Raw genomic sequence first — 23,949 nt, forward strand, 5'->3', positions numbered from 1 at the left:
GTATGCGCTTGTGGCGTGGGGATGGATCCAACACACCACCCTATGCGACACGCACACCACCGCGGTCGGCGGGTTGCGCCGACCGTTCGGCCCTCCCAGGGATCAGGCGACGAAGGGCGACCCGACCGGCTCCCGCACCCTCGACCCGACGGGCTGCTCGAGCAGGATGAAACGCTTGCTGACCTCGATCGTGGAGATCAGGAGCGAGCGGAGACGTTCATCCCTGTCCTCGACGAACGCGTGCGCGATCCCGTCGACAGCGCTGAGCACCAGTGCCTGGGTCTGACGGGGCGTCGTCGAATCCGGCAGCTTGGTCTGGTACCGGCCGAGGAATTCACGAGCCCAGGACTCCGCGCCCGGTGCGGCGTGGAGGGCCTCCGCGATCGGAGCCTCCGTTCCGTTCGGTGCCCCGCCCATCCGGGTGAGCACGGCGTCGCAGACGATCGCTCCGACCGCCAGCGAATCCTGACGGGCCTCCGAGGCGATGGGAAGCGCAGCCGACGCGACGTGCAGCGCGATGATGATCTCGAGCCGTGGGTCGGTGGTCGTCAGGCCGATCACCGACGGGATGAGCGGCGCCAGCGTGTTGCGCGCCTTGTTCGAGATCGTGTCGTTCACCGCCCGCGCGAGATTGGCAAGGCCCGGGTGGGTGCAGGACGGATGATCGCTCCAGCGTTCGCCGGCCAGGTAGGAGGCGAACTCCATGAAGCACGCACCCCGGCGGGGGTTGCGGTGCTTTCCGGCGGAGAGGATGGGAACGAGTACTTCTGGAACCGATGAAGTTGGCATCTGGCGCCTCCGCGCAAATCGACCGTTGTATCCGACTCTGCTCCTTGTGGGCTCGAAGATCAATGGTCTCCTGCTGTGAACCCGCCCGATCGTGACGGTGGCCCCTCATAAACTGGTCGAATGCGCATCCACATCGCCACCGACCATGCCGGTCTCGACTTCAGCACGCACCTCAAACAGCACCTCGCCGACGCCGGTCACGAGGTGGTCGACCACGGGCCCACCGAGTACGACCCCGTCGACGACTACCCGGCGTTCTGCATCAATGCGGCCAAGGGGGTCGTCATCGACCAGCAGGCGGGCGTCCAGGCCCTCGGCGTCGTCTTCGGCGGGTCGGGCAACGGCGAGCAGATCGCGGCGAACAAGGTGCACGGCGTGCGCGCAGCCCTGGTCTGGAACCTCAGCACAGCTGAGCTCGCCCGGCAGCACAACGACGCGAACGTCATCTCCATCGGCGCCCGCCAGCACACGATCGAGGAGGCGACCGGGTTCATCGACGCGTTCATCGCGGAGCCGTTCTCGTTCGAAGAACGCCACGTGCGCCGCATCGCTCAACTCGCCGAATACGAGGCGACCGGCACCATCGCAGGCAAGCACGTCGACGCCTAGAGGAGCTGCCGATGCCTGAGGGTCACTCCGTCCACCGCATCGCCCGGCAGTTCGCGCAGAACTTCGTCGGGCGTCGCATCGCCGTGTCGTCTCCGCAGGGGCGCTTCGCCGAGGGCGCTGCGCTGATCGACGGCCGAACGATGACCGACGCGAAGGCCGTCGGCAAGCAGATGTTCCTCGAGTTCGACAACGGGCTCTGGCTGCGCATCCACCTCGGGATCTACGGTGCATGGGACTTCGCGGGCGAGATCTCGATAGACCCGACCATCGCATCCGCCAACGGCCGCATGGGCCAGACGAACCAGCGGGGCACGGTGCTCGACAGCGCGGGGGAGAACTCGCTGCACAGCATCGGGGCGCCGCGGCGCACCCGGTTGCGGATGGCAGAGTCGGAGAAGCTCGAAGACGAGATCACCGAGTTTCCGCCCGAGCCGATCGGACAGGTGAGAGTGCGGCTGCTGACGGACACGGCCGTCGCCGACCTGCGTGGTCCGACGGCGTGCGAGGTGCTCGACCCCGCCCAGGTCGATGCGGTGATCGCCAAGCTCGGGCCCGACCCGCTCAACGACGACAGCCCCGAGGCCGAGGCGCGATTCGTCACCGGGGTGCGGCGCAAGCAGACCGCGATCGCGCTGCTGCTGATGGACCAGAGCGTGGTGAGCGGCATCGGCAACGTGTACCGGGCGGAGATGCTGTTCCGGGCGCGCCTGAACCCGCACACGCCGGGCAGACAGGTCACCGAGGAGGCGGCGAGAGCGCTCTGGCGCGACTGGGTCACGCTGCTGCGGATCGGGTTCGAGACCGGCCAGATGATGACCATGGACGACCTCGACGACGAGTCCTACCGCAAAGCGATGGCATCGCGCGACGACCGCCACTGGGTGTACAAGCGCGAGGGACTTCCGTGCCGTGTCTGCGGAACCCACATCGTGATGGAACTTCTGGGCGGCCGCAAGCTTTATTGGTGTCCCGTCGACCAGAATTGATCCATGCGCCAGAATCCCAGCTTCGTCCTCGCCGATCCCGAAGAGATCGCGCGGGTCATCCGCGAGAACCCGTGGGCGACGATCGTCAGCAATACGTCCGACGGTCTCGTCGCATCCCACTATCCCGTCCTCATCGACGAGTCGCGCGAGGAGCTGTCGCTCGTCACCCACGTCGGGCGCCCCGACGAACAGCTGCACGAACTGGGGCAGCACGAGGTGCTCTTCATCATCCAGGGTCCGCACGGCTACATCTCGCCGGGCTGGTACGACCCGAAGCCCGCGGTGCCCACGTGGAACTTCATCGTCGTGCACCTCAGCGGCGTCCCCGAGATCCTGAGCGACGAGGAGAACCTCGAGGTGCTCGCGTCGCTCGTCGACCACTTCGAAGACCGGATGCCCGAACCGCGACGCATGCGCGGAACCCCCGAGAATTCCGAATACGCCGAACGCATCTCGAGCGGCACGGTCGGCGTGCGCCTGACCCCGACCCGTATCGTGGCGAAGTCGAAGATGAGCCAGAACCGACAGCCGGAGACGGTGGACCGAATCATCTCGGAACTCGAGGGCGACGGGCCATACTCGAGCGGGGGACTTGCTGCCGAGATGCGACGCGTGCGCGACCGCATGCGCCGATGAGCCTCGCGCTCCGCGGCGCGCGACTGCCTGAGCACGACGGGCTCGTCGACATCATCATCGACGACGGCCGGATCGTGTCGATCGCGCCGACCGGCCACAGCATTCCCGGTTCGGCCGAGCACCTGTCGGTCGACGGACGCTGGATCGTGCCCGGGCTCTGGGACAACCACGTGCACTTCACACAGTGGGCGCGCACCTCACGACGCATCGATGTCTCGGGTGCGGGGTCGGCTGCAGACGCCGCCCGCGTCGTCGCCGCCGCTGCCGCGGATCGCCGTGGCGACGAGATCCTCGTCGGTTTCGGCTACCACCCGGCGCGCTGGGCGGACCAGCCGACAAGGCAGCTCCTCGACGACGTGGCCGGAAACCGGCCGGTCGTGCTCATAGCGGGGGATCTCCACGCCTGCTGGCTGAACGCGGCGGCGGCAGCGAGATTCGCTCCGGGGTCGGACGCGGCGGTGCTGCGGGAGGACGACGCCTTCGCCGTGATCGCGGCTCTCGAATCGCTCGGAGGCTCGGAGCGCGAAACGGATGCGTGGGCACACGAGGCGGCCGAGCGTGCCGCGGAGCGCGGCATCGTGGGGGTCGTCGACCTCGAGATGGCGTGGAACCGCGACGTGTGGCTGCGCCGGATCCACGACGGGAACGACAGCCTGCGGGTCGAGTTCGGCATCTACACGCGCGACCTCGGGCGCGCGATCGACCTCGGCCTCCGCACGGGCTCCGCGATAGACGGAGGTTCGGGACTGCTCACCGTGGGCCCGTTCAAGATCATCACCGATGGATCGCTGAACACGCGCACGGCGTACTGCTTCGACAGCTACCCGGTTTCCGCCGGGGACGCGTATCCGCACGGCATCCTCACGGTGCCGACCGACGAGCTCGTCGCGCTCATGAGGCTGGCCCATGAGGCCGGCATCGAACCCGCCGTGCACGCGATCGGAGACCACGCGAACACCCTTGCGCTCGACGCGTTCGAAGCGGTGGGCTGCGGAGGGCGGATCGAGCACGCGCAGCTGTTGGCCTCCACCGACATCGCCCGCTTCGCGCGCCTGGGTGTCATCGCGAGCGTCCAGCCCGAACACGCGATGGACGACCGGGATGTCGCGGATGAGCTCTGGGCCGGACGCTCGCACCGTGCTTTTCCGCTCGCAGCCCTCCACGCCGCCGGGGTGACGCTGGCACTCGGGTCGGATGCGCCGGTCGCGCCCCTCGATCCGTGGGCGTCGATCGCGTCGGCCGTCGCACGCACCCGCGGCGATCGTGAACCGTGGCATCCGGAGAACGCGGTGTCGCGCGAGGTGGCGCTCAGCGCATCCGTCCGCACCTCCGTCGCCGTCGGCGAAGTCGCGGACCTGGCGATCGTTGAACGCGACCCGCTCGCGTGCACGCTGGCCGAACTGCGGCGGATGCCCGTAGCCGCGACCCTGCTCGGCGGACGCTTCACACACCGCGCCCTGGGCTGACTGTCTCCGCCCGGCCGAGCATCGCTCACTTGGCAGAAGGTGCCGTTATCAGCGGGGCTGAAACAGCAATTTGTGCCAAGTGGGCGATCCTCTCGCGCCCGCGCGGACCGGCAGGTGGCCTTAACGGCGAGAGGGCCGCCCGAAGGCGACCCTCTCGAACCGTACCGGGCTACTCGCTGATGTGCGCGAAGAGGAACCAGCGGTCCTTGTCGAGGCCGCGGGCGATCTCGATCGCGACATCCTGGCTGGTCTGGTCGAGCTCGTCGAGCTCGACGACGGCCGTGTTCACGGAGGCGAGCGCAGCATCCAGCTGGGCGATCATCTCTGCGATCGTGTCGTTCGACTGCCGGAAGCCCGCGGTGAGCGGCGCCGTGGAGGTCTTGGCCGCGACGGTCGCGAGGCGCGCGTCGACCGGCAGGCCCAACGCCACGATGCGCTCGGCGGCCGTGTCGGCCCACCCCTGCGCGTGGGCGACGATGGTGTCGAGGAGCTCGTGCACCCCGACGAAGTTGGCGCCGCGCACATGCCAGTGCGCCTGCTTGCCGTTGACCACGATCGCGGTCAGGTCGACGACGACAGGGCTCAGGAACTGCGCGACCCCGGCAGCGACGTCCGGGTTGGAAACACTCTGGGGAACAGTGACGGTCTCAGTCATGTGGCGTCCTTTCGTTGCTTCCCAACGGTACGCGCCGGTGAATATTCCGCAAGCAAGCTGAGGCTGCGCTAAGTCACCGTCGAGGGGCCCGAGGGTTAACCCCCGAACCGATTCGGAGGGGAGCCCGGTTCGCACGCGCCGCCCGACTCGCGAGGCTTGAACCATGTCCATCCAATCGGCTACAGCAACCCACCCATCTGACACTCTGGATGCTGTGAGCAGCATCCGACCACAGCAACCGTCCCGCCGCGGCTACGGCGAGCTCTGGCGCGGTGTTCCTCGCGAACTCGGGTTCCTTATACTCACCATGCCTATCGCCTACGTCGCGTTCAGCGTGCTGAACGGCGTTCTCTGGGCCGGCGTCGGCACACTCATCATCTACATCGGGGTGTTCCTCGTCGCGGGCTCGCTGTACATCGCCCGCGGGTTCGGGACCCTCGAACTCGTTCGTCTCCGCTGGTCGGGTCAGCCCGAGATCCGCGAGCCGGACTGGAACCCGGGCGGCAAGCCGATGACCTTCTGGCGCGGCGTCTTCGGCCCGTATGCGAACGGGCACTACTGGCTCTACCTTCTGCACGCCATGGTGATCAACCCGATCATCAGCATGATCAGCTGGGTCTTGACCGTCGTGTGGGTGTCTGTCGGCCTCGGCGGCGTCACCTACTGGTTCTGGAGCCGCTTCCTCCCGCATCCCGACAGCCAGATCTACCTCTCGAAGGTGATCTACGAATGGATGTTCCCCGGCTCCGTCGCGCCGTTCAATCCGGTCGTCGGCGAGAACGTCATGGAGTTCGTCCTGGGTGTGATCCTGCTCGTCACGCTGCCGTTCATCACCCACAGCATGACGCTCATGCACCAGGTCGTCGCCCGTGGAGTGCTCGGGCAGTGGCGCTCGGAGTCGCTCCAGCGCGAGGTCGCCGACCTCTCCGCGTCGCGCGGTGCGGCGGTCGTCGCCGAGGACCAGTCGCTGCGACGCCTGGAACGCGACCTGCACGACGGACCGCAGCAGCGTCTCATCCGACTCCAGATGGATCTCGCCAGCGCCGAGCGCAAGCTCGACAGCGATCCCGAGTCTGCGCGCGCGATCATCGCCGAGGCCGGCCAGCAGGCCCAGGACACCCTCGACGAGCTTCGCGCCCTCTCGCGGGGCTTTGCGCCACCCATCCTCCAGGACCGTGGGCTCTCGGCCGCTCTCGACTCCATGGTCGCTCGTAGCACCGTTCCCGTCCTGTTCGAGAACGGCCTTGTACCCGACCTGCGCCTGCCGTCGGAGATCGAGCGCAGTGCCTATTTCATCGCCGCCGAACTCCTGACCAACGTGTCGCGGCATTCGGGTGCGAGCTCTGCACGACTGCATGTGGATGTGTCCACGGACCCGGCCGGAACCCGGATGCTCGACCTCTGGGTCACAGACAACGGGCACGGGGGAGCGACACTCACCTCGGGTCACGGGCTGGCCGGGCTCGAAGAGCGCACGCACGGGCTGCGCGGCGACCTGGTGATCGACAGCCCAGCGGGCGGTCCGTCGCGGATCGGCGTGCGGATCCCGGTCCCCGAGGCGCCCACCGACTGAGCAATATGCTGGGGGGATGCCTGCGCATCCCCCCGCTTTGCGCGTCGTGGTGGCCGACGATTCGGTGCTGCTTCGCGAGGGCCTTGTACGCCTCTTCGACGAGGCCGGCTTCGAGACCGTCGGCGCGTACGGCGACGCGGAGGCCCTGCTCGCCGGGATCGCTGAGGCAGCACCGGACGTCGCCGTGCTCGACGTGCGGATGCCGCCGACGTTCCGGGATGAGGGCGTCCGTGCGGCGATCCGGTTGCGTTCCGAGCATCCGGGCATCGGCGTGCTGCTGCTCAGCCAGTACGTCGAGGGGACGTACGCACAGGAGCTGCTTTCGGCCGGCAGCGGCGGGATGGGTTACCTGCTGAAGGACCGCATCGCTTCGCTCGACGAGTTGAAGGATGCGATCACCCGCGTCGCCGACGGCGGCACCGTGCTCGATCCGCAGGTCGTGCGCGAGCTGCTCGTCCGGCGCACGGATCCGCTGGAGTCGCTCACCCCGCGCGAGGGCGAAGTGCTGCAGCTGATGGCGGAGGGACGCACCAACGCCGGCATCTCTGCTCGCCTGGTCATCGGCGTCGGAGCGGTCGAGAAGAACGTGACCGCGATCTTCCAGAAACTCGGGCTCGAGGACTCCGGAGACGACCACCGCCGGGTCCTCGCGGTGCTCGCGTTCCTGCAGCGCTGAGCGCCTCCCCTGTCCTGGGGTGGGACCAGCTGTAGTCCTCCCTTTTTGGCGCTGTCGGACCGTTTGCGCTCTCGATACGCTCCCCGTATGGGTCTCTTCTCCAGGCGTGCGCCAGTGCCGTCGACCGGCGACCCTGCGGACGACGAGCTGTACGCGTTGATCGCCCGGAAGAGCGATATCCGCGCGCCTCGCCACTGGGTGCACTACCTCTATTTCCGGGACGAGAGCGGAGCGCGTGCCGCCTGCGCCGCGGCCGTCGACCACGGATGGGTGCTCCAGCGGGTCGGTGCCCCCGCCGTCGGCGAGGAGTGGATCGTCATCGCCGAGCGTCGGGATGCCGTCGTCACCCCGGAGGCCATCCGCGATGCGCGCGCGTTCTTCGGCGGGCTCGCTGCGTCCATCCGCGGCGGCGAATACGACGGCTGGGAGGCCAGCCTCTGAGCGCTGCTGTTCTTACAGCGGGGGCACGGGGAAGTGCGTCAGCAGCTGCCGGCTGACCAGATTGACCGTGTTCGCCAGCGTCTGCTCGGTGACCTGGGCCACAACAGGAATGTCACGCACGGTCCACAGGGTCAGCGCCGACGCCCACGCCGCGTCCCGCGCGCGATCCATCGAGAAGCTGGTCACAATGTCGGCCAGCGGCGACAGCGGCGCTCCGTACTGCACGACCGTCTTGTCGAGGAACTCCTGGCGGATGGGCCGCACCAGTTCGGCCAGAACGTCGTTGATGCGGTCGAAGTCGGCGTGGATCGTGCCCGACTCTGGGTCGCGGTTGCGCTCCCGGCAGGTCTCGACCACGGCGACCGCGAGATCGTGGTTGATGTGCGCGTTCATGCCGGCGAGTGCGTACTGGATGGGGAACAGGCCGGATGCCCGAGCTTCGACGAGCGGCGCCCACGCTCTCGCGACCGGCTTGAACGCCGCGATCGCCGCTGGCACCTGCAGGAAGATGTCCGCGAAGGCGACATCGAGAGCCTCCGTGAACGGCGGGTCCTGGAAGACCCCCTCCGTCACCCGTTGTGCGACGAGGCCCGTCACCTGGCGGTAGACGTCGACGAAGACCGCGATGCCATCGGATGCTGCGAGCGGCGCACGCACCGCATCCAGTTCGCCGACGACAGCATCGATCACGGCCGACGATTCCGGGGGAGTCATGCCCGACCCGCGGGCTTCTGGGACATGAGTGCATGCTGCCACGAATCGCGTCTCTGCAGAAGAGTGGATGCTGGACGCAACGCGGAGCCGGACGCTACGGTTTCCCTGTGTCCACCCAACCCGCCAAGCCCGAGAGCGCGCACCTCGGCGACGTCGTCGCCACCGTCCTGCTGATCGTCGGCTCGATCGGCCTCGGCATCGGGCTGTTCTTCGGCGTGTTCCTCTGGGACACCACCGGTACGCACGCGATCGGGTTCTTCCTCGGGGTGTTCGCTCCGCCGGTGTTCACCGTCCTCGGCGTCATCGGCGGGATCGTAGCGCTGGTCCGCCGGCGCCTCGCGTTCGTCTACCCGCTCGCGGGCATCCTGCTGAGCCTGCTCTCCTGGTGGATCGCGCAGTCGATCGCGACGTCGTAGCGGCATAATTCGGCGGCCTCATCCCCCAGTTGTTGGGACGCGGCCTTCTGTGATTCCGCGTGATTACGCGGGCTGTCAACTTCTGTGAGGTCCTCATGAAATATGGGACCGCCTCCTATGCGTAAGATCGCCCCGACGTCCCTGTTGCAGGGGTGCGTGGTGGTGGGCTGTGGCACGGGTATTCCCCGCAAACGCCGAAAGACATTCGTGAGATGAGGGTTGCGTGAGTGCGCGGAATCGATGGGTTCTTCGAATTTCAGCCCTCGTCTTTTCTGCCCTTGTGACCGTGTCGCTGGTGCGCGCGGCCCCGAACACAGCATCCTGGCTTGTGCCCCAATTGCTCGGTCTTGGCACTGGTCTCGTCCTCCTTTTCGGAGTCGCGTTTGTCATCGTTTCCATCTCCGCTCGGCGCAGGGTTCTTGTGCAGCGAGCTCATCCAGATTCGCTCTTAGTCGGGTTCTCGGGCCGCGATGACACGATGCTCGCAATCTCGCTAGGGAACCAGTACTCAGGCTTACGCGCAGGGTCTTATGTACTCGAGGTCCGTTCCGACGCTTTGCTTGTTTGGGGTGGCGTCGGCGACCCCAATCTGGTGACGAAGATTCCCAAAGGCGTAATACTCGACGTACTCCCGAGTGTGTCCAAGATTGGCCTTCGCAGGATCGGCAAGCTGAACATCCGAGTCCGCACTCAAACGGGTCATCAGGACATTCCGATCTACCCGGTCGGAGTTGGATGGGGAAGCCTGTTTATCGTTCCCCGAACGGCTCAGGCGGTTATCGGAGCTCGGATTATCCAAAAACTAAGGCTTGAGGAACGTAAGCCCGCCTGATCTGCTCGCCACGTGGTGCGGTAGCCATTTGCGTGATCCCTTTCGCTCAAAGATGTCCACCTCGGTCCACATGGACTGTCTCGAAAGGGCTTGAACTCGCTCACCTTCGGTACCCCGAAATCGCGGAGATTCTTGGGAGGGGATGACGGGAATCGACTCCGCGTAATCAGTTTGGAAGTTTGGTGGGGCCGCGTGGCTGGATGTCGCCTACCGCCATCTTCCGCGGATCTCGGCCCCGTTGTTTGGCTGGATGTGGCTCGATGTGGCAAACATAGGGGGCACGATAGTGGGCACGGGAGCGAGCCCGCCCATGATGTCGGCGGCGTCGCGCGTGCGGTTTTCGAGCGGGTACACGTAGGTGAACGGCGGCCTCGTGGCTCGAGCGCAAGTGGTCCTGGTTCGGCTGGCTGCTCGTCGTCGCCCGCAAGCCGGGCTACGACCGTAAACACTCCGCCGAGTAGCGATGTCCTGTCTCCGCCAACACCGTTGCACCGAACCGAATTGCGACTGCCGCTCGACGTGTGACTCGTGCCATTACAAGCACGTGCCGCCCGTTCCGGCGACGGCTCCAGCTCCGCCCCGTGAATAGATAGTTAGCCCCTCCCTCGGCCACTCACGGCCGGGGGGGCTACTCGTGCGTTAGGGAGGGGCAAGCTAGTCGACGTCAACGCCCGGCTCGTCATCATCACCCCGGGGGTGGTCGAGGAAGATGATATTGCCGAGCTGATCTCGCTCTTCGCGGCCGCGGAGCAAGAGGCGCGCGCGGACCAGGAGGTCGGCCGCGGCGAGGGTGCGCGCGTGATCATCGACCTCATCGCCGGTCCCCAGATATTCGCGAGACCAGGTGGAGACTCCGGCCCACGAATAGAGAGACCAACCATCGCCAGAGAGCGGAGTCGGGAAGCCGCCGGGGCCACGCTGCCCATTCGCCAGGAGCCGCACGCTCTCATATGACCGGCCGAGGCGCTCGGCAACCGTTTTGAGAGAGACCAGGTCGTCGTCCTCGATCGCGGTCACGGTGAATCCGGCCCGATCGGCGTCGAGCACTACACTCACGATCGCGTCATCGAGTGTCGCAGCATCGCGGGCGACGTGGAGCAGCCCTCGGCCGCCCGAGACCTCGGGAGTTGTGTCATCGAGACCGACATCAAAGATACGGTCAAAGTCGTCGTCACTCGGCGCACGATCGAGGATGACGGTAAATGTGTGAGTGCTCATGACCTGCCCCTTCTAGTGGTTGTGTTTGATAGCGAACTTGGCGATCGCCTCGGCTAGATATTGCGGAACCCTCGGCGTTGACCAGATGGCGAGGGTGGCTCCGCAAGCTATGCATCGGATGACGCCCCAACGGTGGCCGTTGTGGATCTCGATGACAGTGAACTTCCTACGGGGTAGCTCAAAGATCGCGTCCGCTATCTCCTTCTTGGGGTGACGCCCCTTGCTGACCACGTGACGAGCCTAGACCTAGTGTTGTGACTACACAACACCCGCTGACGTAGCGACTTGTGGGGGCGTCCTCAAAGAAATTAGGGGGCACGGCCGAGCGGGAAGATCGGCGCGAGGCCAGTGTTCATATGGAGGGGATGACGGGAATCGAACCCGCGTAATCAGTTTGGAAGACTGAGGCTCTACCATTGAGCTACATCCCCGCGCCGGCTCAGCCGGGCACCCGAACATCGTAGTACAGGTTCGCTGGGCGCCCCGACCACCGCACCGAGCGGGTCAGCGGGCTCCATGCCAGTGCAGTAGACTTGCGCGTGGTCTTTCGCCCCCGACGGGTTCGTTCGCGTCGCGGAAACGGACCGGGCGGGTTGAGGTCGACGAACCCGGGGCGTAGCTCAGCTTGGCTAGAGCGCCCGCTTTGGGAGCGGGAGGTCGCAGGTTCGAATCCTGTCGCCCCGACCAACCTCATAACCTCCGCAGAGACCATCGTTCAACTATCAGGAGAACCCAACACGTGAAGACCACGGTCGAAAAGCTCAGCCCCACACGCGCGAAGCTCACCATCTCGGTGACGCCGGAGGAGCTGAAGCCCAGCATCACCCACGCCTACGGGCACATCGCCGAGCAGGTCAACATCCCCGGCTTCCGCAAGGGCAAGGTTCCGCCGCCCATCATCGACCAGCGCGTCGGCAAGGCTGCCGTCCTGGAGCACGCGGTCAACGAGGGTCTCGACGGGTTCTACCGCCAGGCTGTCGAAGAGAACGACCTGCGCCCGCTGGGCCGCCCCGAGGCGGACATCACCGAGTGGCCGAACGAGAAGGACTTCTCCGGCGACCTGCTGCTGACCATCGAGGTCGACGTGCGCCCCGAGATCGCCCTTCCCGACTACAACGACGTCGCCATCACGGTCGACGCGGCCGAGGTCAGCGTCGACGACGTCGAAGAGGAGCTCGACCGCCTGCGCAGCCGTTTCGGCACGCTCGTCACGGTCGACCGCCCGGCGAAGTCCGGCGACTTCGCGCAGATCGACCTGGTCGCCGTCATCGGTGACGAAGAGGTCGACACCGCCAACAGCATCTCCTACGAGATCGGTTCCGGCGAGCTCATCGAGGGCATCGACGAGGCGCTCGACTCGCTGAGCGCAGGGGAGACCACCACATTCCAGGCCCCGCTCATGGGCGGAGACCACGAGGGTGAGAACGCTCAGATCACCGTCACGCTCACGGCCGTCAAGGAGCGCGAGCTTCCCGAGGCCGATGACGACTTCGCGCAGATCGCGAGCGAGTTCGACACGATCGGCGAACTGCGCAGCAGCCTGCGCGGCCAGGTCGAGCGCTCGAAGACCTTCGGTCAGGGTGCGGATGCACGCAACCAGCTCGTCGAGAAACTCCTCGCGCTGGTCGAGGTGCCGGTTCCCGAGAAGCTCGTCGAAGACGAGGTGCACCGTCACCTCGAGAGCGAGAACCGCCTCGAGGACGACGTGCACCGCGCCGAGGTCACCGAGTCGAGCGAGCGCACCTTCAAGACGCAGATCCTCCTCGACGAGATCGCCCAGGCCGAGAGCGTCAAGGTCAGCCAGGACGAACTGACCCAGTACCTGATCCAGGGCGCGGCGCAGTACGGCATGGAGCCCAACGAGTTCGTCCAGGTGCTCAGCGAGAACGGCCAGATCCCGTCGATGGTCGGAGAGGTCGCCCGCAACAAAGCGCTCGCCATCGTCCTCGGTCGCGCGAACGTGACCGACTCGAACGGCAACAAGGTCGACCTCGCCGAGTTCACCGCCGTGGACAACGGCGACGAAGACGGCGAAGACATCTTCGAAGAGGTCGTCGAGACCGCAGAAGCAGCAGAGGCCGAAGAAGCCGCTGAAGAGGCGGCCGAGAAGCCGGCCAAGAAGTCGAAGAAGAAGTAGAGCACCGCACAGAACGGGCCGGACGTCGAACGATGTCCGGCCCGTTCTGCATCTGCGGCGGAGCGAAGGACAGACGATGAACGACTGGGATGCGCGGGTCGACGCTGTCTGGGCGCAGGCGGATGCGCTCGGCGAGGCCGCTGTTCTCGAACGCATCGACGCCCTCGCCGGAGAACGGCCGGAGGACGACGCCCGCGCCATCTTCGAAATGGCGGGCGCCCGTGACTACGCGGGCGACGAGGCGGATGCGGAACCCCGCTACCGGCGCGCCCTCGCCCTGGGACTCGCCGAGCCGCACCGTGCCCAGGCGGTCATCCAACTGGCCAGCACCCTCCGCAACCTCGGACGCCCCGACGAAAGCGTCGCACTGCTGCGAGGCGAGCTGGACGAGCATCCCGACCACGACCTGGCGGACGCGATGCGCGCGTTCCTCGCGCTCGCGCTCGTCAGTCGAGGGGATGCCGTGGCCGGCGCATCCGCCGCCCTCACGGCGCTCGCACCCCACCTCCCGCTCTACAGCCGCGCGGTCGCCGGCTACGCATCCGAACTCACGGCGCGCTGACCTGCCCACGGCACTGTGCCTGTTTCGGTTCGACGTCGCCAGATCGGCGCGCTTGCACGGCGCGCTGATCTGCCCACGGCGAACAGACCGGATTCCGTGTGTTGGCTCCTATAGATTCGATTCCGAAGCGACAAGGAAATGGAGCGAGACATGGCCGAATCGGGCATGCAACCGAGTGTTTTTGACCGACTCTTGAAGGACCGCATCATCTGGCTCGGGTCGGAGGTGCGTGACGAGAACGCCAACGAGATCGCAGCGAAGCTGCTCCTGCTCGCCGCCGAGGACTCCAAGCGAGACATCTACCTCTACATCAACTCGCCCGGTGGCTCGATCACCGCAGGCATGGCGATCTACGACACGATGCAGTTCGTCCCCAACGACATCGTCACCGTGGGCATCGGCATGGCCGCGTCGATGGGCCAGCTTCTGCTGACCGCGGGGACCAAGGGCAAGCGGTACATCACCCCGAACGCGCGCGTGTTGCTGCACCAGCCGCACGGTGGCTTCGGCGGAACCGCCAGCGACATCCAGACGCAGGCGGCGCTCATCCTCGACATGAAGAAGCGCCTCGCCGAGATCACCGCAGCCCAGACGGGCAAGTCGGTCGAGCAGATCAACGCCGACGGTGACCGCGACCGTTGGTTCACCGCCCAGGAGGCCCTCGAGTACGGCTTCGTGGACCACATCCGCGAGACCGCAACCGAGGTCGTCGGCGGCGGCGGCACGGACGTCAAGTAGACCACCGGAAGGAACAGGAAAGAACATGAACATCCCCACTTTCGGCGGACAGGCGTTCAACGGAGTCCAGGCTCCGGGGTCGCGGTACATCCTGCCGAGCTTCGAGGAGCGCACGGCCTACGGCTACAAGCGCCAGGACCCCTACGCGAAGCTCTTCGAGGACCGCATCATCTTCCTCGGCGTACAGGTCGACGACGCTTCGGCTGACGACATCATGGCCCAGCTCCTCGTGCTCGAGAGCCAGGACCCCGACCGCGACATCGTCATGTACATCAACTCACCGGGCGGCTCGTTCACCGCGATGACCGCGATCTACGACACGATGCAGTACATCCGGCCGCACATCCAGACGGTCGTCCTCGGCCAGGCGGCGTCCGCAGCAGCCGTGCTGACCGCGGCAGGCACGCCGGGCAAGCGTCTCGCACTGCCGAACGCGCGCATCCTCATCCACCAGCCCGCCGTCGGCGAGGCCGGACAGGGGCAGGCGTCGGATATCGAGATCCAGGCCAACGAGATCATGCGCATGCGCACCTGGCTGGAGGAGACGCTCGCGCGTCATTCCAACCGTTCGCAGGAGCAGGTGAACAAGGACATCGACCGCGACAAGATCCTGTCGGCCGAGGAAGCACTCGAATACGGTCTCATCGACCAGGTGCTGACCAGCCGCAAGACTCTTCCGGCTCTCGTCAAATAGCGACATCTGCGGAAACGGCGCGTCACCCTCGGGCGGCGCGCCGTTTCGCTTCGACGATTGCGCGCTCGATGTCGCTCGCACAGGCTAGGCTCGAAGAAAGTACCCAAGGAGGAGGGTGACGGATGGCTCGCATAGGGGAAAGCGCCGATCTGCTCAAGTGTTCCTTCTGTGGCAAGAGCCAGAAGCAGGTCCAGCAGCTCATCGCCGGTCCAGGCGTCTACATCTGCGATGAGTGCGTGGAACTCTGCAACGAGATCATCGAAGAACGGCTCGCAGAGGCCGGCGAAGAAGCCACCAGCGAGTTCGACCTTCCCAAGCCGAAAGAGATCTTCGGCTTCCTCGAGGAGTACGTGATCGGGCAGGAGGCTGCCAAGCGCGCCCTCGCCGTCGCCGTCTACAACCACTACAAGCGCGTTCGCGCGAGGTCCACGATCACCTCGGCCGACACGATCGACGACATCGAGATCGCGAAGAGCAACATCCTCCTCATCGGCCCGACCGGCTGCGGCAAGACCTATCTCGCGCAGACGCTCGCCAAGCGTCTCAATGTTCCGTTCGCCGTGGCCGACGCGACAGCGCTCACCGAGGCGGGCTACGTCGGCGAAGACGTCGAGAACATCCTCCTCAAGCTCATCCAGGCCGCTGACTACGACGTCAAGCGGGCCGAGACCGGCATCATCTACATCGACGAGGTCGACAAGATCGCCCGCAAGGCCGAGAACCCCTCGATCACCCGTGACGTGTCCGGTGAGGGCGTCCAGCAGGCGCTCCTCAAGATCCTCGAGGGCACGGTCGCCTCGGTGCCGCCCCAGGGCGGCCGCAAGCACCCGCACCAGGAGTTCATCCAGATCGACACGACGAACGTTCTGTTCATCGTCGCCGGCGCGTTCGCCGGGCTCGAAGACATCATCTCCCAGCGCGCAGGCAAGAAAGGCATCGGCTTCGGCGCCCCGCTGCACAGCAAGGGTGACGATATGAACCTCTTCAGCGAGGTTCTTCCCGAAGACCTGCACAAGTTCGGCCTCATCCCCGAATTCATCGGACGGCTTCCGGTCGTCACGACGGTGACCCCGCTCGACCAGGATGCACTCATGCAGATCCTGACCGAGCCGAAGAACGCGCTCGTGCGGCAGTATCAGCGCATGTTCGAACTCGACGGCGTCGAACTCGACTTCGAGCCCTCGGCCCTCGAGGCTATCGCCGACCTGGCCGTGCTGCGCAAGACCGGTGCTCGCGGACTCCGCGCGATCATGGAAGAGGTGCTCGGGCCGATCATGTTCGAGGTCCCCTCGAGCAGCGAAGTCGCGCGTGTCGTCGTCACCCGTGAGGCCGTGCTCGAGAACGCGGCACCGACGATCGTCCCTCACCGCCCGCGTCGCGAAGAGAAATCCGCCTAAGCAGCGAGCTGTTCACGCTCCTGACGGGCTTCACGCTCCTGACGGGGGCGACGCCGGCGTGCTCGGTGCTTTCGGGCCGGGGGCAGGAACCACCGGCAGGCTGATACGCATCTCGGGCGCACGCGACACCATCAACCAGGTCGGCAGCACCACCAGGCACAGCAGTGGAAGAACGGCGATCGAACCGGTCACTGCGACACCGACGAAGATGGCGATCCACCCATCCCGTGCGATCACCAGCGTCACACCGAGGATGCCGCAGCCGACCGCCACCGCCATCGGGACGGATGGCACCACTGCGTTCGCGAGAACGCCAACGGCGGCTCCGATGAACACGGCCGGGAAGATCCGACCGCCGCGGAAGCCGGCCGACGCGGCAACCACCAGCGCGATCAGCTTCACAATGACGATCATCGCCAGCTGCCACGCCGAATAATTCGTGCGCGTCTGGATCAGCTCACTCATCTGCGACAAGCCCTTGAACAGGGTGATCGGCCCGCCGATCGCGCCGAGGACACCGAGCACCATGCCACCGAGCGTGATGTAGATGGCCGGATTGCCGATCGCGTGGAAGAGGCGGTGAACCAGCGGGAACAGGTAGACGGCCACAAGACCGATGAGGGTTGCGACGACTCCGATCACGACGCCCGACACGAGGTCGATCGCGTGGACCGTCGTGTACGCGGGCATCGGGACGGTGAACTTCGGATGCTGGAGCAGCGTCATCGTCAGGGAACCGGCCGCGGCGGACACCAGGGGGAGGAACAGGCGATCCCAGAGGGCTCCCCCCGTCTTCAGGGCGGCGACGATGCCAGTGAAGACCAGTGCCGCGGCGACCGGTGTGCCGAAGAGCGCGCCGATCGTGCCCGCCGCCGTGATCAGGACGATCAGCTGCGAGGGGACTCGCGGCCAGAGCCGTGCCACGAGCGCCACCAACAGGGCGGTGTTGATGGCGATGATCGGGTTCTCGGGTCCGAGACTGACGCCACCGGCCAGAGCCAGGACGGTAGCCAGTGCGAGAGACGGCAGGACGGCCAGCTTGAGCGGTGGCCCGATCAGTTCGGTCGTCGCCGAATCGGGGCCCGCATGACCCGGCACCAACCAGACCACGAGGCCGACGGCGAGTCCGGTGACGCTGAGGACGCCGAAGATCCACCAGCCCGATGACGGGTCCACCCCGATGGTTTTCGGGAGGTCCGTCCAGACGCCCTTGTCGATGACGTCCGCCACCCAGTCGAGCGCGAACAGCACGAGGGCCGAGGCGACGCCGACGATCACGGCGGGGACCGAGAGCCGGACAAGGGTGCGGATGGTCGGAATGTCTGTCGGTGCCGGCTGATCTGTCATGGTGCCCCATCCATCCGCGTTGCCTCTGTCGCCCTCCGGCCGGTCAGCCGTCGAGTCCGCGCCGTTTCAGGAGCGGCTCGATCACCGCATCCCGTCCCCGGAAGTCCCGGTAGGCCTCGAGCGGATCCTTCGATCCGCCGACACCGAGCAGCCGCGACCTGAACCGGTCGCCGTTGTCGCGGGTCAGACCGCCGTTCTCCTTGAACCACTCAACGGTATCGGCGTCGAGCACTTCACTCCAGATGTACGAGTAATAGCCCGCGTCGTAGCCGCCCGAGAAGGTATGCGCGAAGTACGTGCTCGCGTACCGTGTCGGGACGGCCGGGTTGTCGAGTCCGATCTTCGCGAGCGCATCCGCTTCGAATGCCGCGACGTCGGCGACCGCGTCGTCGGCGGTGATCGTGTGCCAGGCCTGGTCGAGCAGCGCAGCAGCGAGATATTCGCTCGTCTTGAAGCCTTCGTTGAAGGAGGACGACGCGTTCAGCTTGTCGACGAGTTCGTGCGGCATGCGCTCGCCGGTCTCGAAGTGCACCGCGTAGTTCTCGAGGATCTCGGGCCAGAGCATCCACATCTCGTTTACCTGGCTCGGGAACTCGACGAAATCGCGGAAGACGTTCGTGCCGGCGAACTTCGGGAAGGTGACGTGCGCGAACAGCCCGTGCAGCGCGTGGCCGAATTCGTGGAACAGCGTGTTCGTCTCGTCGTAGGTGAGCAGCGTGGGCTCGCCGGCGGCAGGCTTCGGCACGTTCAGGTTGTTGACGACGATGGTCGGGTTGCCCAGCAGTTCGGACTGCGAGATGAGGGGGTTCATCCAGGCGCCGCCCCGCTTCGAGTCGCGCGTGTAGAGGTCGAGGATGTAGAGGCCGAGCGGCGAGCCGTCTTCGTTCGTCACCTCGAAGACCCTGGCGTCCGGGTGGTAGGCGACGAGGTCGGGGCGTTCGGCGAAAGTGATGCCGTACAGGCGGGTCGCGGCATAGAAGACGCCGTCGCGGAGCACACGTTCGGCTTCGAAGTACGGACGCATCGCAGCGACGTCCACGTCGTACTTCGCCTGGCGCACCTTCTCGGTGTAGTGCGCCCAGTCCCAGCTGGCGAGAGCGAAGTCATTGCCGATCTGCTCCTGCAGGTCGGCCTGTTCAGCGCGAGCGTTGCGTGCCGCCGCCGGTGCGAGCCGCCCCAGCATGTCGGCGACCGCCTCCGGGTTCTTCGCCGTCTGGTCCGCCGTGACATACGCCGCGTGGGTCGCGAACCCGAGCAGGCGTGCGCGTTCCGCACGCAGCCGTGTGATCTCCAGAACGAGCTCCCGGTTGTCGTTGTCACCGCCGCGGATGCCGCGCGACCGCGAGGCGGACATGATGCGTTCGCGCAGGCCGCGGTGCGTCAGCCCAGCGAGGAACGGGTGCCCGGTGGGGAGGACGAGGGTGATGACGTACTTTCCTTCGAGGCCGCGTTCGCGGGCCGCCTCGGCGGCGGCAGAGATCTCGCCCTCGGCCAGGCCGTCGAGCTCCGCGACGTCGTCGACGACGATGGCGAGGTCATTGGTGTCGGCGAGCAGGTTCTTCTCGAAACGGGTGGTGAGCGTGGACAGGCGCTGGTTGTACTCCTTGAGCCGACCCTTGTCGTCGTCGCTCAGCCCGGCGCCCGCGAGGGTGAACTCGGCGAAGTAGCGGCGGACGAGGTAGGCCGACTCGTCGTCGAGGCCGAGTGTTCCGAGCTGGTCGTGGATCGCCGAGATGCGTGCGTAAAGTGCCGGGTCGAGCTTGATCGCGTCGTCGTGGGCGGCGAACAGGGGCGCGATCTCCTCTTCGAGAGCGTTTGTGAAATCGGTGCTGTCGGAGGAGCTCTTGTTGTAGAACACCTCCGCGACGCGCAGCAGGAGCCGGCCGCTCTTCTCGAGGGGCACCATCGTGTTGTCGAAGCTCGGCGGCTCCGCCTGCGCGGTGATGGAGCGGACCTCGGCCAACTGATCTTCGAAGCCCCGCTCGAATGCCGGCCGGTAGTGCTCGTCGCGGATGTCGGCGAAGGGCGGCAACTGGTAGGGAAGTGAACTCGGAGTGAAGAATGGGTTGGTCGAATCTGCCATTGCCCCAGCCTAGAACCGCGCGTGCCTACGATGTGGCTATGGCAACCCAGGAGCGTTACACCCACGGCCACCATGAGAGCGTCCTCCGCTCGCACACCTGGCGCACGGTCGAGAACTCGGCGGCCTACCTGATCCCTCACCTGAGGCACGGGCTGGCCGTCCTCGACGTCGGGAGCGGACCAGGGACGATCACGCTCGACCTCGGCCGCCGCGTAGCGCCGGGTGCGGTGGTCGGCGTGGACACGTCTCCGGGGATCGTCGCGCATGCCACCGGACTCGCCGAGGACAACGGCCTGAAGAACGTGCGTTTCGAGGTCGGCGACGCCTACCGCCTCGATTTCGACGATGATTCGTTCGACGTGGTCCACGCGCACCAGGTGCTCCAGCACATGGCCGATCCTGTCGCGGTGCTGAGCGAATTCCGTCGTGTGACGAAACCGGGTGGGATCGTCGCCGCCCGCGACGTCGACTGGGGCGGGACCATCTGGGCACCGATGCTTCCCGGATTGAACGACTGGATGCGCATCAGCCAGGCGGTGCAGCGTGCGAACGGGGGAGACCCGTTCGCCGGACGCCACCTGAAGGGGTGGGCGCTCGAAGCCGGATTCCTGGAGGTCATGAGTTCCGCGTCCGTCTGGTGTTTCGCATCCGACGCCGACCGCGAATGGTGGGGCGAGTCGTGGAGTGTTCGTTCCATCGAGTCGGACTTCGCCGCCCATGCGATCGAGACCGGCCTGGCCGACCTGTCGACCATGAGGCGGATCTCGGATGCATGGCTGGCGTGGGCGGCCGCGACGGACGGCTGGTACGCGATGCCGCACGGGGAGATCATCGCCACGGCGTAGCAGTCCGGATGCGCGGAGGTCAAAGTGCAAACGTTTCGTTGCAAACGCAGCATTGCAAAGTGCTAATTGCAAAGAAAGGCTTGCAAAGAACTCTTTGCAGGCTTAGCCTGTTGCTATGAGCACCGCGGATGAGACCCCGAAGGCCAGCGATCGTTTCAAGCCGCTGGGCATGGAGGCGCTGCGAGCGCTCGCGCACCCGTTGCGGGTGCACATCATGAACGAACTGTCCGACTTCGGGCCGCTGACCGCTAGCGGACTGGCGTCCCGCCTGGGGGAGTCGAGCGGTGCCACCAGCTATCACCTGCGCCAGCTCGCGAAGCACAACATCATCCGCGAGGTCGAGGGCAAGGGGTCGGCACGCGAACGGTGGTGGGAGATGTCGCCCGGCGGCGTCACCATCGGTACGCCGGAGATCCTCGAAACGCCGGCCGGCCGCGAAGCGACAGAACTGGTCTCCCGCGAGTGGCAGTACAACAACGGGCGTCGGCTCACGGCCTTCATGCGCTACGGGATCGACAAGCTCGGGATGGACTGGATGGAGGCCTCATCGCTCTCCACCGCCCACCTGAAGCTGACCAAGGAGCAGCTCAAGGCGTTCGGTGAGGAATACCAGGACCTTCTCGCGACCCTCACGGCGAAGTACCGTGGCCAGGAGACGCCGGGTGCTCGCCGCACGCAGATCCAGTTCAATGCTTTCCCCCTGATCGACGAGACCGGTGAGGACGACGTCACTGAGGTCGACGTTACTGAGGTCGACGTCGTCGACGACGAAGCCGGTGACGGCGAATGACCGCCCCGGTCCTCACTGCGAAGCTGAAGCGCACGCCGTTCAGTGCGGGCTTCAACCGGCTCTGGAGCGCGGCGATCGCCAGCAACCTGGCCGACGGGATCGGGCGCACCGCTGTTCCGCTGATCGCGACGACGTTGACCCGCGACCCCGCACTCATCGCCGGGCTCACGGCCGTCACGTTCCTGCCCTGGCTCATCTTCGGCATCCCAGCCGGCGTGCTCCTCGACCGGGTGGACCGGCGGATCGCCATGGCGATCGCCAACACCATCCGCTTCGCTGTCGCCGCGCTGCTCTCGGTGCTGATCGCGACGGACCAGCTGACGATCTGGTGGCTCTACGCGTGCGTACTGCTGTTCGGGATGGGCGAGACCGTCTTCGACAATGCCACGACGACCGTGGTGCCGAGCCTCGTCACCCGTGACCAGCTCGATCGGGCGAACGGCCGGATGCAGTCGGCGGAGATCGTTGTTCAGAACTTCATCGCGACGCCCATCGCGGGCTTCCTCTTCGCCGTGGCGATCGGCCTGCCGATCTGGCTGACCGGCAGCGGATTCCTCGTCGCGGGGCTCCTCGCGCTGGCGATCCCTGCTGCGGCCGCGAGGGGGTACACGGCGGGCCGCGCTGGCACCGGTGGAGAGGGCGACACGCCGCGGCCGTCGTTCGGCGCCGTCGTATCCTTCCTGCTCCACCAGCGGTTCCTCCGCAACATGATCGTGCTCACCTCGGTGACGGCCTCCGCCCTCGCCTTCGCCCAGGGGAGCGTCGTGCTCCTGCTGCTGCAGACCTTCTCGGTACCCGCCGCCGCGATCGGCGTGGTGACGGCGGCCGTGGGCGCTGGCGCCCTCGTCGGCGCCCTCACCTCGAGCATCTTCGTCGAACGATTCGGGCGAGGCCGCGTGATGTTCGGCGCCACACTTGTCGGAGGCGCCGGACTCCTCGGCGTCGGCCTGACGTCGAACGTCTACCTGGCGATCGGCTCCTACGCGATCGGCGCCTTCGGTGTCGCCGTGTGGAATGTGCCGTGGGGCGCCCTCCGTCAGGCCATCGTGCCGTCCGACATGCTCGGTCGCGCGATGGGCATCATCAGGACGATCGGGTGGGGACTCACTCCGATCGCCACGATCCTGGGCGGATTCGTCGCCCGGATCGACCTCAGGCTGCCGTTCGTCATCGGCGGTGCCGTCGTCGTCGTGCTCGCGTTCAGCGCAGTACGGCTCCTGCTCTCCGCCGGCACCCAGGTGCCGGAACACGTGAACGAAACGGAAGCGAACGCATCATGACCGTCATCCCGTATTCCACAGCCGCACACCCTCGTGCGACCACTCCGACGCGACTCGACCGCCTTCTCATCAGCGCGGGCACGGCCATCGCCATCTGGGGAATCCGCAGGGCCGAGCGTCGCAGCATCCCGGTCTTCGCCGACCAGGCGGCCGCATTCGAGAACCGTCGCGACTCGGCTGCGTGGAACCTCCCGATGCTGCCACGATGACTCCGCGGCGATGCCCCGCCGGCGCGGTCAGTCTCGGTCGAACTCGTCGGGCTCTGACTCGACTGGCTGCGTGATCGTCGCGGAATCCTCGGTGGGGTTGTAGCGGATGACCGTGCCGTCATCGAGCTCGACGACCGGTCTCCCTTCGAGCCAGGTCAGGGTCCACCGCCAGGTCGCAGTGTCGACATCGAGGGCGACCAGCTCTTCTTCGACCGTCGAAACGGCGTAGGCCACCACCTCGGGAAGGGACTCCGGAGACTGGCTTCCGACCGGCCAGCGAGTGCCGAGCTGCATGATCTACAGTTCGATCTCGTACGTCACCCAGGCCGTGCGGCTGCCGAGCTCGTCGTACAAATGGATGGCGGTCTCGTTGTCGGGGGCGGTGATCCATTGGACGACACCGAGGTTGCGCTCCTGGGCGATACCTTTTACCGCCTCGATCAGCGCCTTGCCTGCGCCGTGGCCGCGCACGGGCTCGTCGACGTAGAGGTCGTCGAGAAACAGGCCACGATCCGTTTCGAGCGGGCGGGTGAACTCCCGATAGTGTGCGAGCCCGACCAGCTGGCTGCCGTCATCCGCCTCGTCGTCGACGGCGACCAGCGCGCTCTCCTCGTGCCCGGGGTCGATCAGCCAGCTCCACAGGAGAAGTGCCTTCTCATCGGTGAGAGCGGTCTCGTAGAACGCGGCATACTTCTCGTACAGGCCGAGCCAGGCGAAGAAATCGCCTTCTGCAGCCGGTCGAACCGTTATCGACATTGGTGCCTCCTGTCGCCAGACCCCGCAGGCTGAGAGTCGTTACTGCTCTCGACCCTATCGCGCGGGCACACCCATGGTCGATGTTTGAGACGGTGAGGTT

General features: G+C 66.3%; 25 protein-coding genes and 2 tRNA genes. 18 read left to right on the forward strand and 9 right to left on the reverse strand.

All coding sequences use genetic code 11. The annotated features are described in order from the left end of the window. Window positions 1-102: 102 nt before the first annotated feature. Window positions 103-789 carry a hypothetical protein gene (locus tag ACV7NN_RS00405; protein ID WP_463347632.1) on the reverse strand — a complete coding sequence of 229 codons (687 nt, stop codon included), beginning with the start codon at window positions 787-789 and terminating at the stop codon, window positions 103-105. A 120-nt stretch (window positions 790-909) separates the two neighbouring features. On the opposite strand from ACV7NN_RS00405, the gene ACV7NN_RS00410 reads away from it, so the two are divergent. Genes ACV7NN_RS00410 through ACV7NN_RS00425 form a run of 4 tightly spaced genes read left to right on the forward strand, consistent with a single transcriptional unit; the run spans window position 910 to window position 4,486 of the window. Beyond that, complete coding sequence (locus tag ACV7NN_RS00410; RefSeq protein ID WP_463347633.1) at window positions 910-1,398, forward strand: ribose-5-phosphate isomerase; 489 nt, start codon at window positions 910-912, stop codon at window positions 1,396-1,398. A gap of 11 nt (window positions 1,399-1,409) precedes the next feature. Continuing rightward, window positions 1,410-2,384 (forward strand): Fpg/Nei family DNA glycosylase, encoded by a 975-nt coding sequence (locus ACV7NN_RS00415; RefSeq protein ID WP_463347634.1) that lies wholly within the window; start codon window positions 1,410-1,412, stop codon window positions 2,382-2,384. Window positions 2,385-2,387: 3 nt separating this feature from the next. Further along, entirely contained in the window at window positions 2,388-3,020 is a 633-nt protein-coding gene (locus tag ACV7NN_RS00420; RefSeq protein WP_463347635.1) for an FMN-binding negative transcriptional regulator, read from the forward strand. Next, window positions 3,017-4,486, forward strand: coding sequence for an amidohydrolase (locus tag ACV7NN_RS00425; RefSeq protein WP_463347636.1), 1,470 nt, complete (start codon window positions 3,017-3,019; stop codon window positions 4,484-4,486). Before ACV7NN_RS00420 ends, ACV7NN_RS00425 begins: the two co-directional genes overlap by 4 nt. A 169-nt stretch (window positions 4,487-4,655) precedes the next feature. On the opposite strand, the gene ACV7NN_RS00430 is transcribed toward ACV7NN_RS00425, so the two are convergent. Continuing rightward, window positions 4,656-5,141 carry a Dps family protein gene (locus ACV7NN_RS00430; protein WP_463347637.1) on the reverse strand — a complete coding sequence of 162 codons (486 nt, stop codon included), beginning with the start codon at window positions 5,139-5,141 and terminating at the stop codon, window positions 4,656-4,658. 214 nt (window positions 5,142-5,355) lie between these two features. On the opposite strand from ACV7NN_RS00430, the gene ACV7NN_RS00435 reads away from it, so the two are divergent. From ACV7NN_RS00435 to ACV7NN_RS00445, 3 genes are all read left to right on the forward strand, one after another. Next, a complete protein-coding gene (locus ACV7NN_RS00435) occupies window positions 5,356-6,714 on the forward strand; it encodes a sensor histidine kinase (RefSeq protein WP_463347638.1) in 1,359 nt (452 codons plus the stop codon). 16 nt (window positions 6,715-6,730) lie between these two features. Beyond that, window positions 6,731-7,390, forward strand: a complete 660-nt coding sequence (locus ACV7NN_RS00440; RefSeq protein WP_463347639.1) for a response regulator transcription factor — start codon at window positions 6,731-6,733, stop codon at window positions 7,388-7,390. Window positions 7,391-7,477: 87 nt separating this feature from the next. Beyond that, window positions 7,478-7,831: a ribonuclease E inhibitor RraB gene (locus ACV7NN_RS00445; RefSeq protein WP_463347640.1), complete on the forward strand. Its 354-nt coding sequence runs from the start codon at window positions 7,478-7,480 to the stop codon at window positions 7,829-7,831. Between the two features lie 12 nt (window positions 7,832-7,843). On the opposite strand, the gene ACV7NN_RS00450 is transcribed toward ACV7NN_RS00445, so the two are convergent. Beyond that, entirely contained in the window at window positions 7,844-8,545 is a 702-nt protein-coding gene (locus ACV7NN_RS00450; protein WP_463347641.1) for a DUF5995 family protein, read from the reverse strand. Between the two features lie 107 nt (window positions 8,546-8,652). Between ACV7NN_RS00450 and ACV7NN_RS00455 the strand changes: the two genes are divergently transcribed. Further along, complete coding sequence (locus ACV7NN_RS00455; RefSeq protein ID WP_463347642.1) at window positions 8,653-8,961, forward strand: hypothetical protein; 309 nt, start codon at window positions 8,653-8,655, stop codon at window positions 8,959-8,961. Between the two features lie 1,486 nt (window positions 8,962-10,447). On the opposite strand, the gene ACV7NN_RS00460 is transcribed toward ACV7NN_RS00455, so the two are convergent. Together ACV7NN_RS00460 and ACV7NN_RS00465 are read right to left on the reverse strand one after the other, a co-directional pair. Next, window positions 10,448-11,011: a hypothetical protein gene (locus ACV7NN_RS00460; RefSeq protein WP_463347643.1), complete on the reverse strand. Its 564-nt coding sequence runs from the start codon at window positions 11,009-11,011 to the stop codon at window positions 10,448-10,450. Window positions 11,012-11,368: 357 nt separating this feature from the next. Continuing rightward, window positions 11,369-11,442, reverse strand: a tRNA-Gly gene (locus ACV7NN_RS00465). Between the two features lie 178 nt (window positions 11,443-11,620). Here ACV7NN_RS00465 and ACV7NN_RS00470 point away from each other — a divergent pair. The 6 genes from ACV7NN_RS00470 (at window position 11,621) to clpX (ending at window position 16,539) form a co-directional block, all read left to right on the forward strand. Next, window positions 11,621-11,698, forward strand: a tRNA-Pro gene (locus tag ACV7NN_RS00470). Between the two features lie 52 nt (window positions 11,699-11,750). Further along, window positions 11,751-13,148, forward strand: a complete 1,398-nt coding sequence (tig, locus tag ACV7NN_RS00475) for a trigger factor (RefSeq protein ID WP_463347644.1) — start codon at window positions 11,751-11,753, stop codon at window positions 13,146-13,148. A gap of 76 nt (window positions 13,149-13,224) precedes the next feature. Beyond that, entirely contained in the window at window positions 13,225-13,710 is a 486-nt protein-coding gene (locus ACV7NN_RS00480) for a tetratricopeptide repeat protein (protein WP_463347645.1), read from the forward strand. Window positions 13,711-13,860: 150 nt separating this feature from the next. Then, a complete protein-coding gene (locus ACV7NN_RS00485; RefSeq protein ID WP_163289967.1) occupies window positions 13,861-14,448 on the forward strand; it encodes an ATP-dependent Clp protease proteolytic subunit in 588 nt (195 codons plus the stop codon). Between the two features lie 25 nt (window positions 14,449-14,473). Then, window positions 14,474-15,142 carry an ATP-dependent Clp protease proteolytic subunit gene (locus ACV7NN_RS00490; protein WP_463347646.1) on the forward strand — a complete coding sequence of 223 codons (669 nt, stop codon included), beginning with the start codon at window positions 14,474-14,476 and terminating at the stop codon, window positions 15,140-15,142. Window positions 15,143-15,264: 122 nt separating this feature from the next. Beyond that, window positions 15,265-16,539, forward strand: a complete 1,275-nt coding sequence (gene clpX / locus ACV7NN_RS00495) for an ATP-dependent Clp protease ATP-binding subunit ClpX (RefSeq protein WP_463347647.1) — start codon at window positions 15,265-15,267, stop codon at window positions 16,537-16,539. Window positions 16,540-16,569: 30 nt separating this feature from the next. Here the strand turns inward: clpX and ACV7NN_RS00500 are convergent, their stop codons facing one another. Next, window positions 16,570-17,886 (reverse strand): ion channel protein, encoded by a 1,317-nt coding sequence (locus tag ACV7NN_RS00500; protein ID WP_463347648.1) that lies wholly within the window; start codon window positions 17,884-17,886, stop codon window positions 16,570-16,572. Window positions 17,887-17,929: 43 nt separating this feature from the next. Continuing rightward, a complete protein-coding gene (locus ACV7NN_RS00505; RefSeq protein ID WP_463347649.1) occupies window positions 17,930-19,969 on the reverse strand; it encodes a M3 family metallopeptidase in 2,040 nt (679 codons plus the stop codon). A gap of 38 nt (window positions 19,970-20,007) precedes the next feature. Here ACV7NN_RS00505 and ACV7NN_RS00510 point away from each other — a divergent pair, with 38 nt between their 5' ends. The 4 genes from ACV7NN_RS00510 (at window position 20,008) to ACV7NN_RS00525 (ending at window position 23,093) form a co-directional block, all read left to right on the forward strand. Continuing rightward, complete coding sequence (locus ACV7NN_RS00510; protein ID WP_463347650.1) at window positions 20,008-20,814, forward strand: methyltransferase domain-containing protein; 807 nt, start codon at window positions 20,008-20,010, stop codon at window positions 20,812-20,814. Between the two features lie 115 nt (window positions 20,815-20,929). Further along, window positions 20,930-21,604, forward strand: a complete 675-nt coding sequence (locus tag ACV7NN_RS00515; protein ID WP_463347651.1) for an ArsR family transcriptional regulator — start codon at window positions 20,930-20,932, stop codon at window positions 21,602-21,604. Next, on the forward strand, window positions 21,601-22,884 hold the full coding sequence (locus tag ACV7NN_RS00520) for an MFS transporter (RefSeq protein ID WP_463347652.1): 1,284 nt from the start codon (window positions 21,601-21,603) through the stop codon (window positions 22,882-22,884). The genes ACV7NN_RS00515 and ACV7NN_RS00520 overlap by 4 nt, the downstream gene beginning before the upstream one ends. Beyond that, entirely contained in the window at window positions 22,881-23,093 is a 213-nt protein-coding gene (locus tag ACV7NN_RS00525; protein ID WP_463347653.1) for a hypothetical protein, read from the forward strand. Before ACV7NN_RS00520 ends, ACV7NN_RS00525 begins: the two co-directional genes overlap by 4 nt. A gap of 27 nt (window positions 23,094-23,120) precedes the next feature. Here the strand turns inward: ACV7NN_RS00525 and ACV7NN_RS00530 are convergent, their stop codons facing one another. Together ACV7NN_RS00530 and ACV7NN_RS00535 are read right to left on the reverse strand one after the other, a co-directional pair. Further along, window positions 23,121-23,387, reverse strand: coding sequence for a hypothetical protein (locus ACV7NN_RS00530; RefSeq protein ID WP_463347654.1), 267 nt, complete (start codon window positions 23,385-23,387; stop codon window positions 23,121-23,123). Window positions 23,388-23,390: 3 nt separating this feature from the next. Continuing rightward, the gene (locus ACV7NN_RS00535; RefSeq protein WP_463347655.1) at window positions 23,391-23,849 is read right to left on the reverse strand and encodes an N-acetyltransferase family protein; all 459 of its coding nucleotides are present in this window, start codon (window positions 23,847-23,849) and stop codon (window positions 23,391-23,393) included. Window positions 23,850-23,949: the final 100 nt, after the last annotated feature.

The organism is Leifsonia sp. Ger2509 (assembly GCF_055231915.1).

What these genes read in the sequence shown, in the direction of transcription:
- ACV7NN_RS00515 (WP_463347651.1), top strand. Translation starts at nt 20,930, where the DNA reads ATGAGCACCGCGGATGAGACCCCGAAGGCCAGCGATCGTTTCAAGCCG.
- ACV7NN_RS00410 (WP_463347633.1), top strand. Translation starts at nt 910, where the DNA reads ATGCGCATCCACATCGCCACCGACCATGCCGGTCTCGACTTCAGCACG.
- ACV7NN_RS00500 (WP_463347648.1), bottom strand. Translation starts at nt 17,886, where the DNA reads ATGACAGATCAGCCGGCACCGACAGACATTCCGACCATCCGCACCCTT.
- ACV7NN_RS00525 (WP_463347653.1), top strand. Translation starts at nt 22,881, where the DNA reads ATGACCGTCATCCCGTATTCCACAGCCGCACACCCTCGTGCGACCACT.
- ACV7NN_RS00460 (WP_463347643.1), bottom strand. Translation starts at nt 11,011, where the DNA reads ATGAGCACTCACACATTTACCGTCATCCTCGATCGTGCGCCGAGTGAC.
- ACV7NN_RS00485 (WP_163289967.1), top strand. Translation starts at nt 13,861, where the DNA reads ATGGCCGAATCGGGCATGCAACCGAGTGTTTTTGACCGACTCTTGAAG.
- ACV7NN_RS00510 (WP_463347650.1), top strand. Translation starts at nt 20,008, where the DNA reads ATGGCAACCCAGGAGCGTTACACCCACGGCCACCATGAGAGCGTCCTC.
- ACV7NN_RS00490 (WP_463347646.1), top strand. Translation starts at nt 14,474, where the DNA reads ATGAACATCCCCACTTTCGGCGGACAGGCGTTCAACGGAGTCCAGGCT.
- ACV7NN_RS00415 (WP_463347634.1), top strand. Translation starts at nt 1,410, where the DNA reads ATGCCTGAGGGTCACTCCGTCCACCGCATCGCCCGGCAGTTCGCGCAG.
- ACV7NN_RS00425 (WP_463347636.1), top strand. Translation starts at nt 3,017, where the DNA reads ATGAGCCTCGCGCTCCGCGGCGCGCGACTGCCTGAGCACGACGGGCTC.
- ACV7NN_RS00505 (WP_463347649.1), bottom strand. Translation starts at nt 19,969, where the DNA reads ATGGCAGATTCGACCAACCCATTCTTCACTCCGAGTTCACTTCCCTAC.
- ACV7NN_RS00445 (WP_463347640.1), top strand. Translation starts at nt 7,478, where the DNA reads ATGGGTCTCTTCTCCAGGCGTGCGCCAGTGCCGTCGACCGGCGACCCT.
- ACV7NN_RS00520 (WP_463347652.1), top strand. Translation starts at nt 21,601, where the DNA reads ATGACCGCCCCGGTCCTCACTGCGAAGCTGAAGCGCACGCCGTTCAGT.
- ACV7NN_RS00450 (WP_463347641.1), bottom strand. Translation starts at nt 8,545, where the DNA reads ATGACTCCCCCGGAATCGTCGGCCGTGATCGATGCTGTCGTCGGCGAA.
- ACV7NN_RS00420 (WP_463347635.1), top strand. Translation starts at nt 2,388, where the DNA reads ATGCGCCAGAATCCCAGCTTCGTCCTCGCCGATCCCGAAGAGATCGCG.
- ACV7NN_RS00535 (WP_463347655.1), bottom strand. Translation starts at nt 23,849, where the DNA reads ATGTCGATAACGGTTCGACCGGCTGCAGAAGGCGATTTCTTCGCCTGG.
- ACV7NN_RS00440 (WP_463347639.1), top strand. Translation starts at nt 6,731, where the DNA reads ATGCCTGCGCATCCCCCCGCTTTGCGCGTCGTGGTGGCCGACGATTCG.
- ACV7NN_RS00405 (WP_463347632.1), bottom strand. Translation starts at nt 789, where the DNA reads ATGCCAACTTCATCGGTTCCAGAAGTACTCGTTCCCATCCTCTCCGCC.
- ACV7NN_RS00430 (WP_463347637.1), bottom strand. Translation starts at nt 5,141, where the DNA reads ATGACTGAGACCGTCACTGTTCCCCAGAGTGTTTCCAACCCGGACGTC.
- ACV7NN_RS00530 (WP_463347654.1), bottom strand. Translation starts at nt 23,387, where the DNA reads ATGCAGCTCGGCACTCGCTGGCCGGTCGGAAGCCAGTCTCCGGAGTCC.
- ACV7NN_RS00480 (WP_463347645.1), top strand. Translation starts at nt 13,225, where the DNA reads ATGAACGACTGGGATGCGCGGGTCGACGCTGTCTGGGCGCAGGCGGAT.
- clpX (WP_463347647.1), top strand. Translation starts at nt 15,265, where the DNA reads ATGGCTCGCATAGGGGAAAGCGCCGATCTGCTCAAGTGTTCCTTCTGT.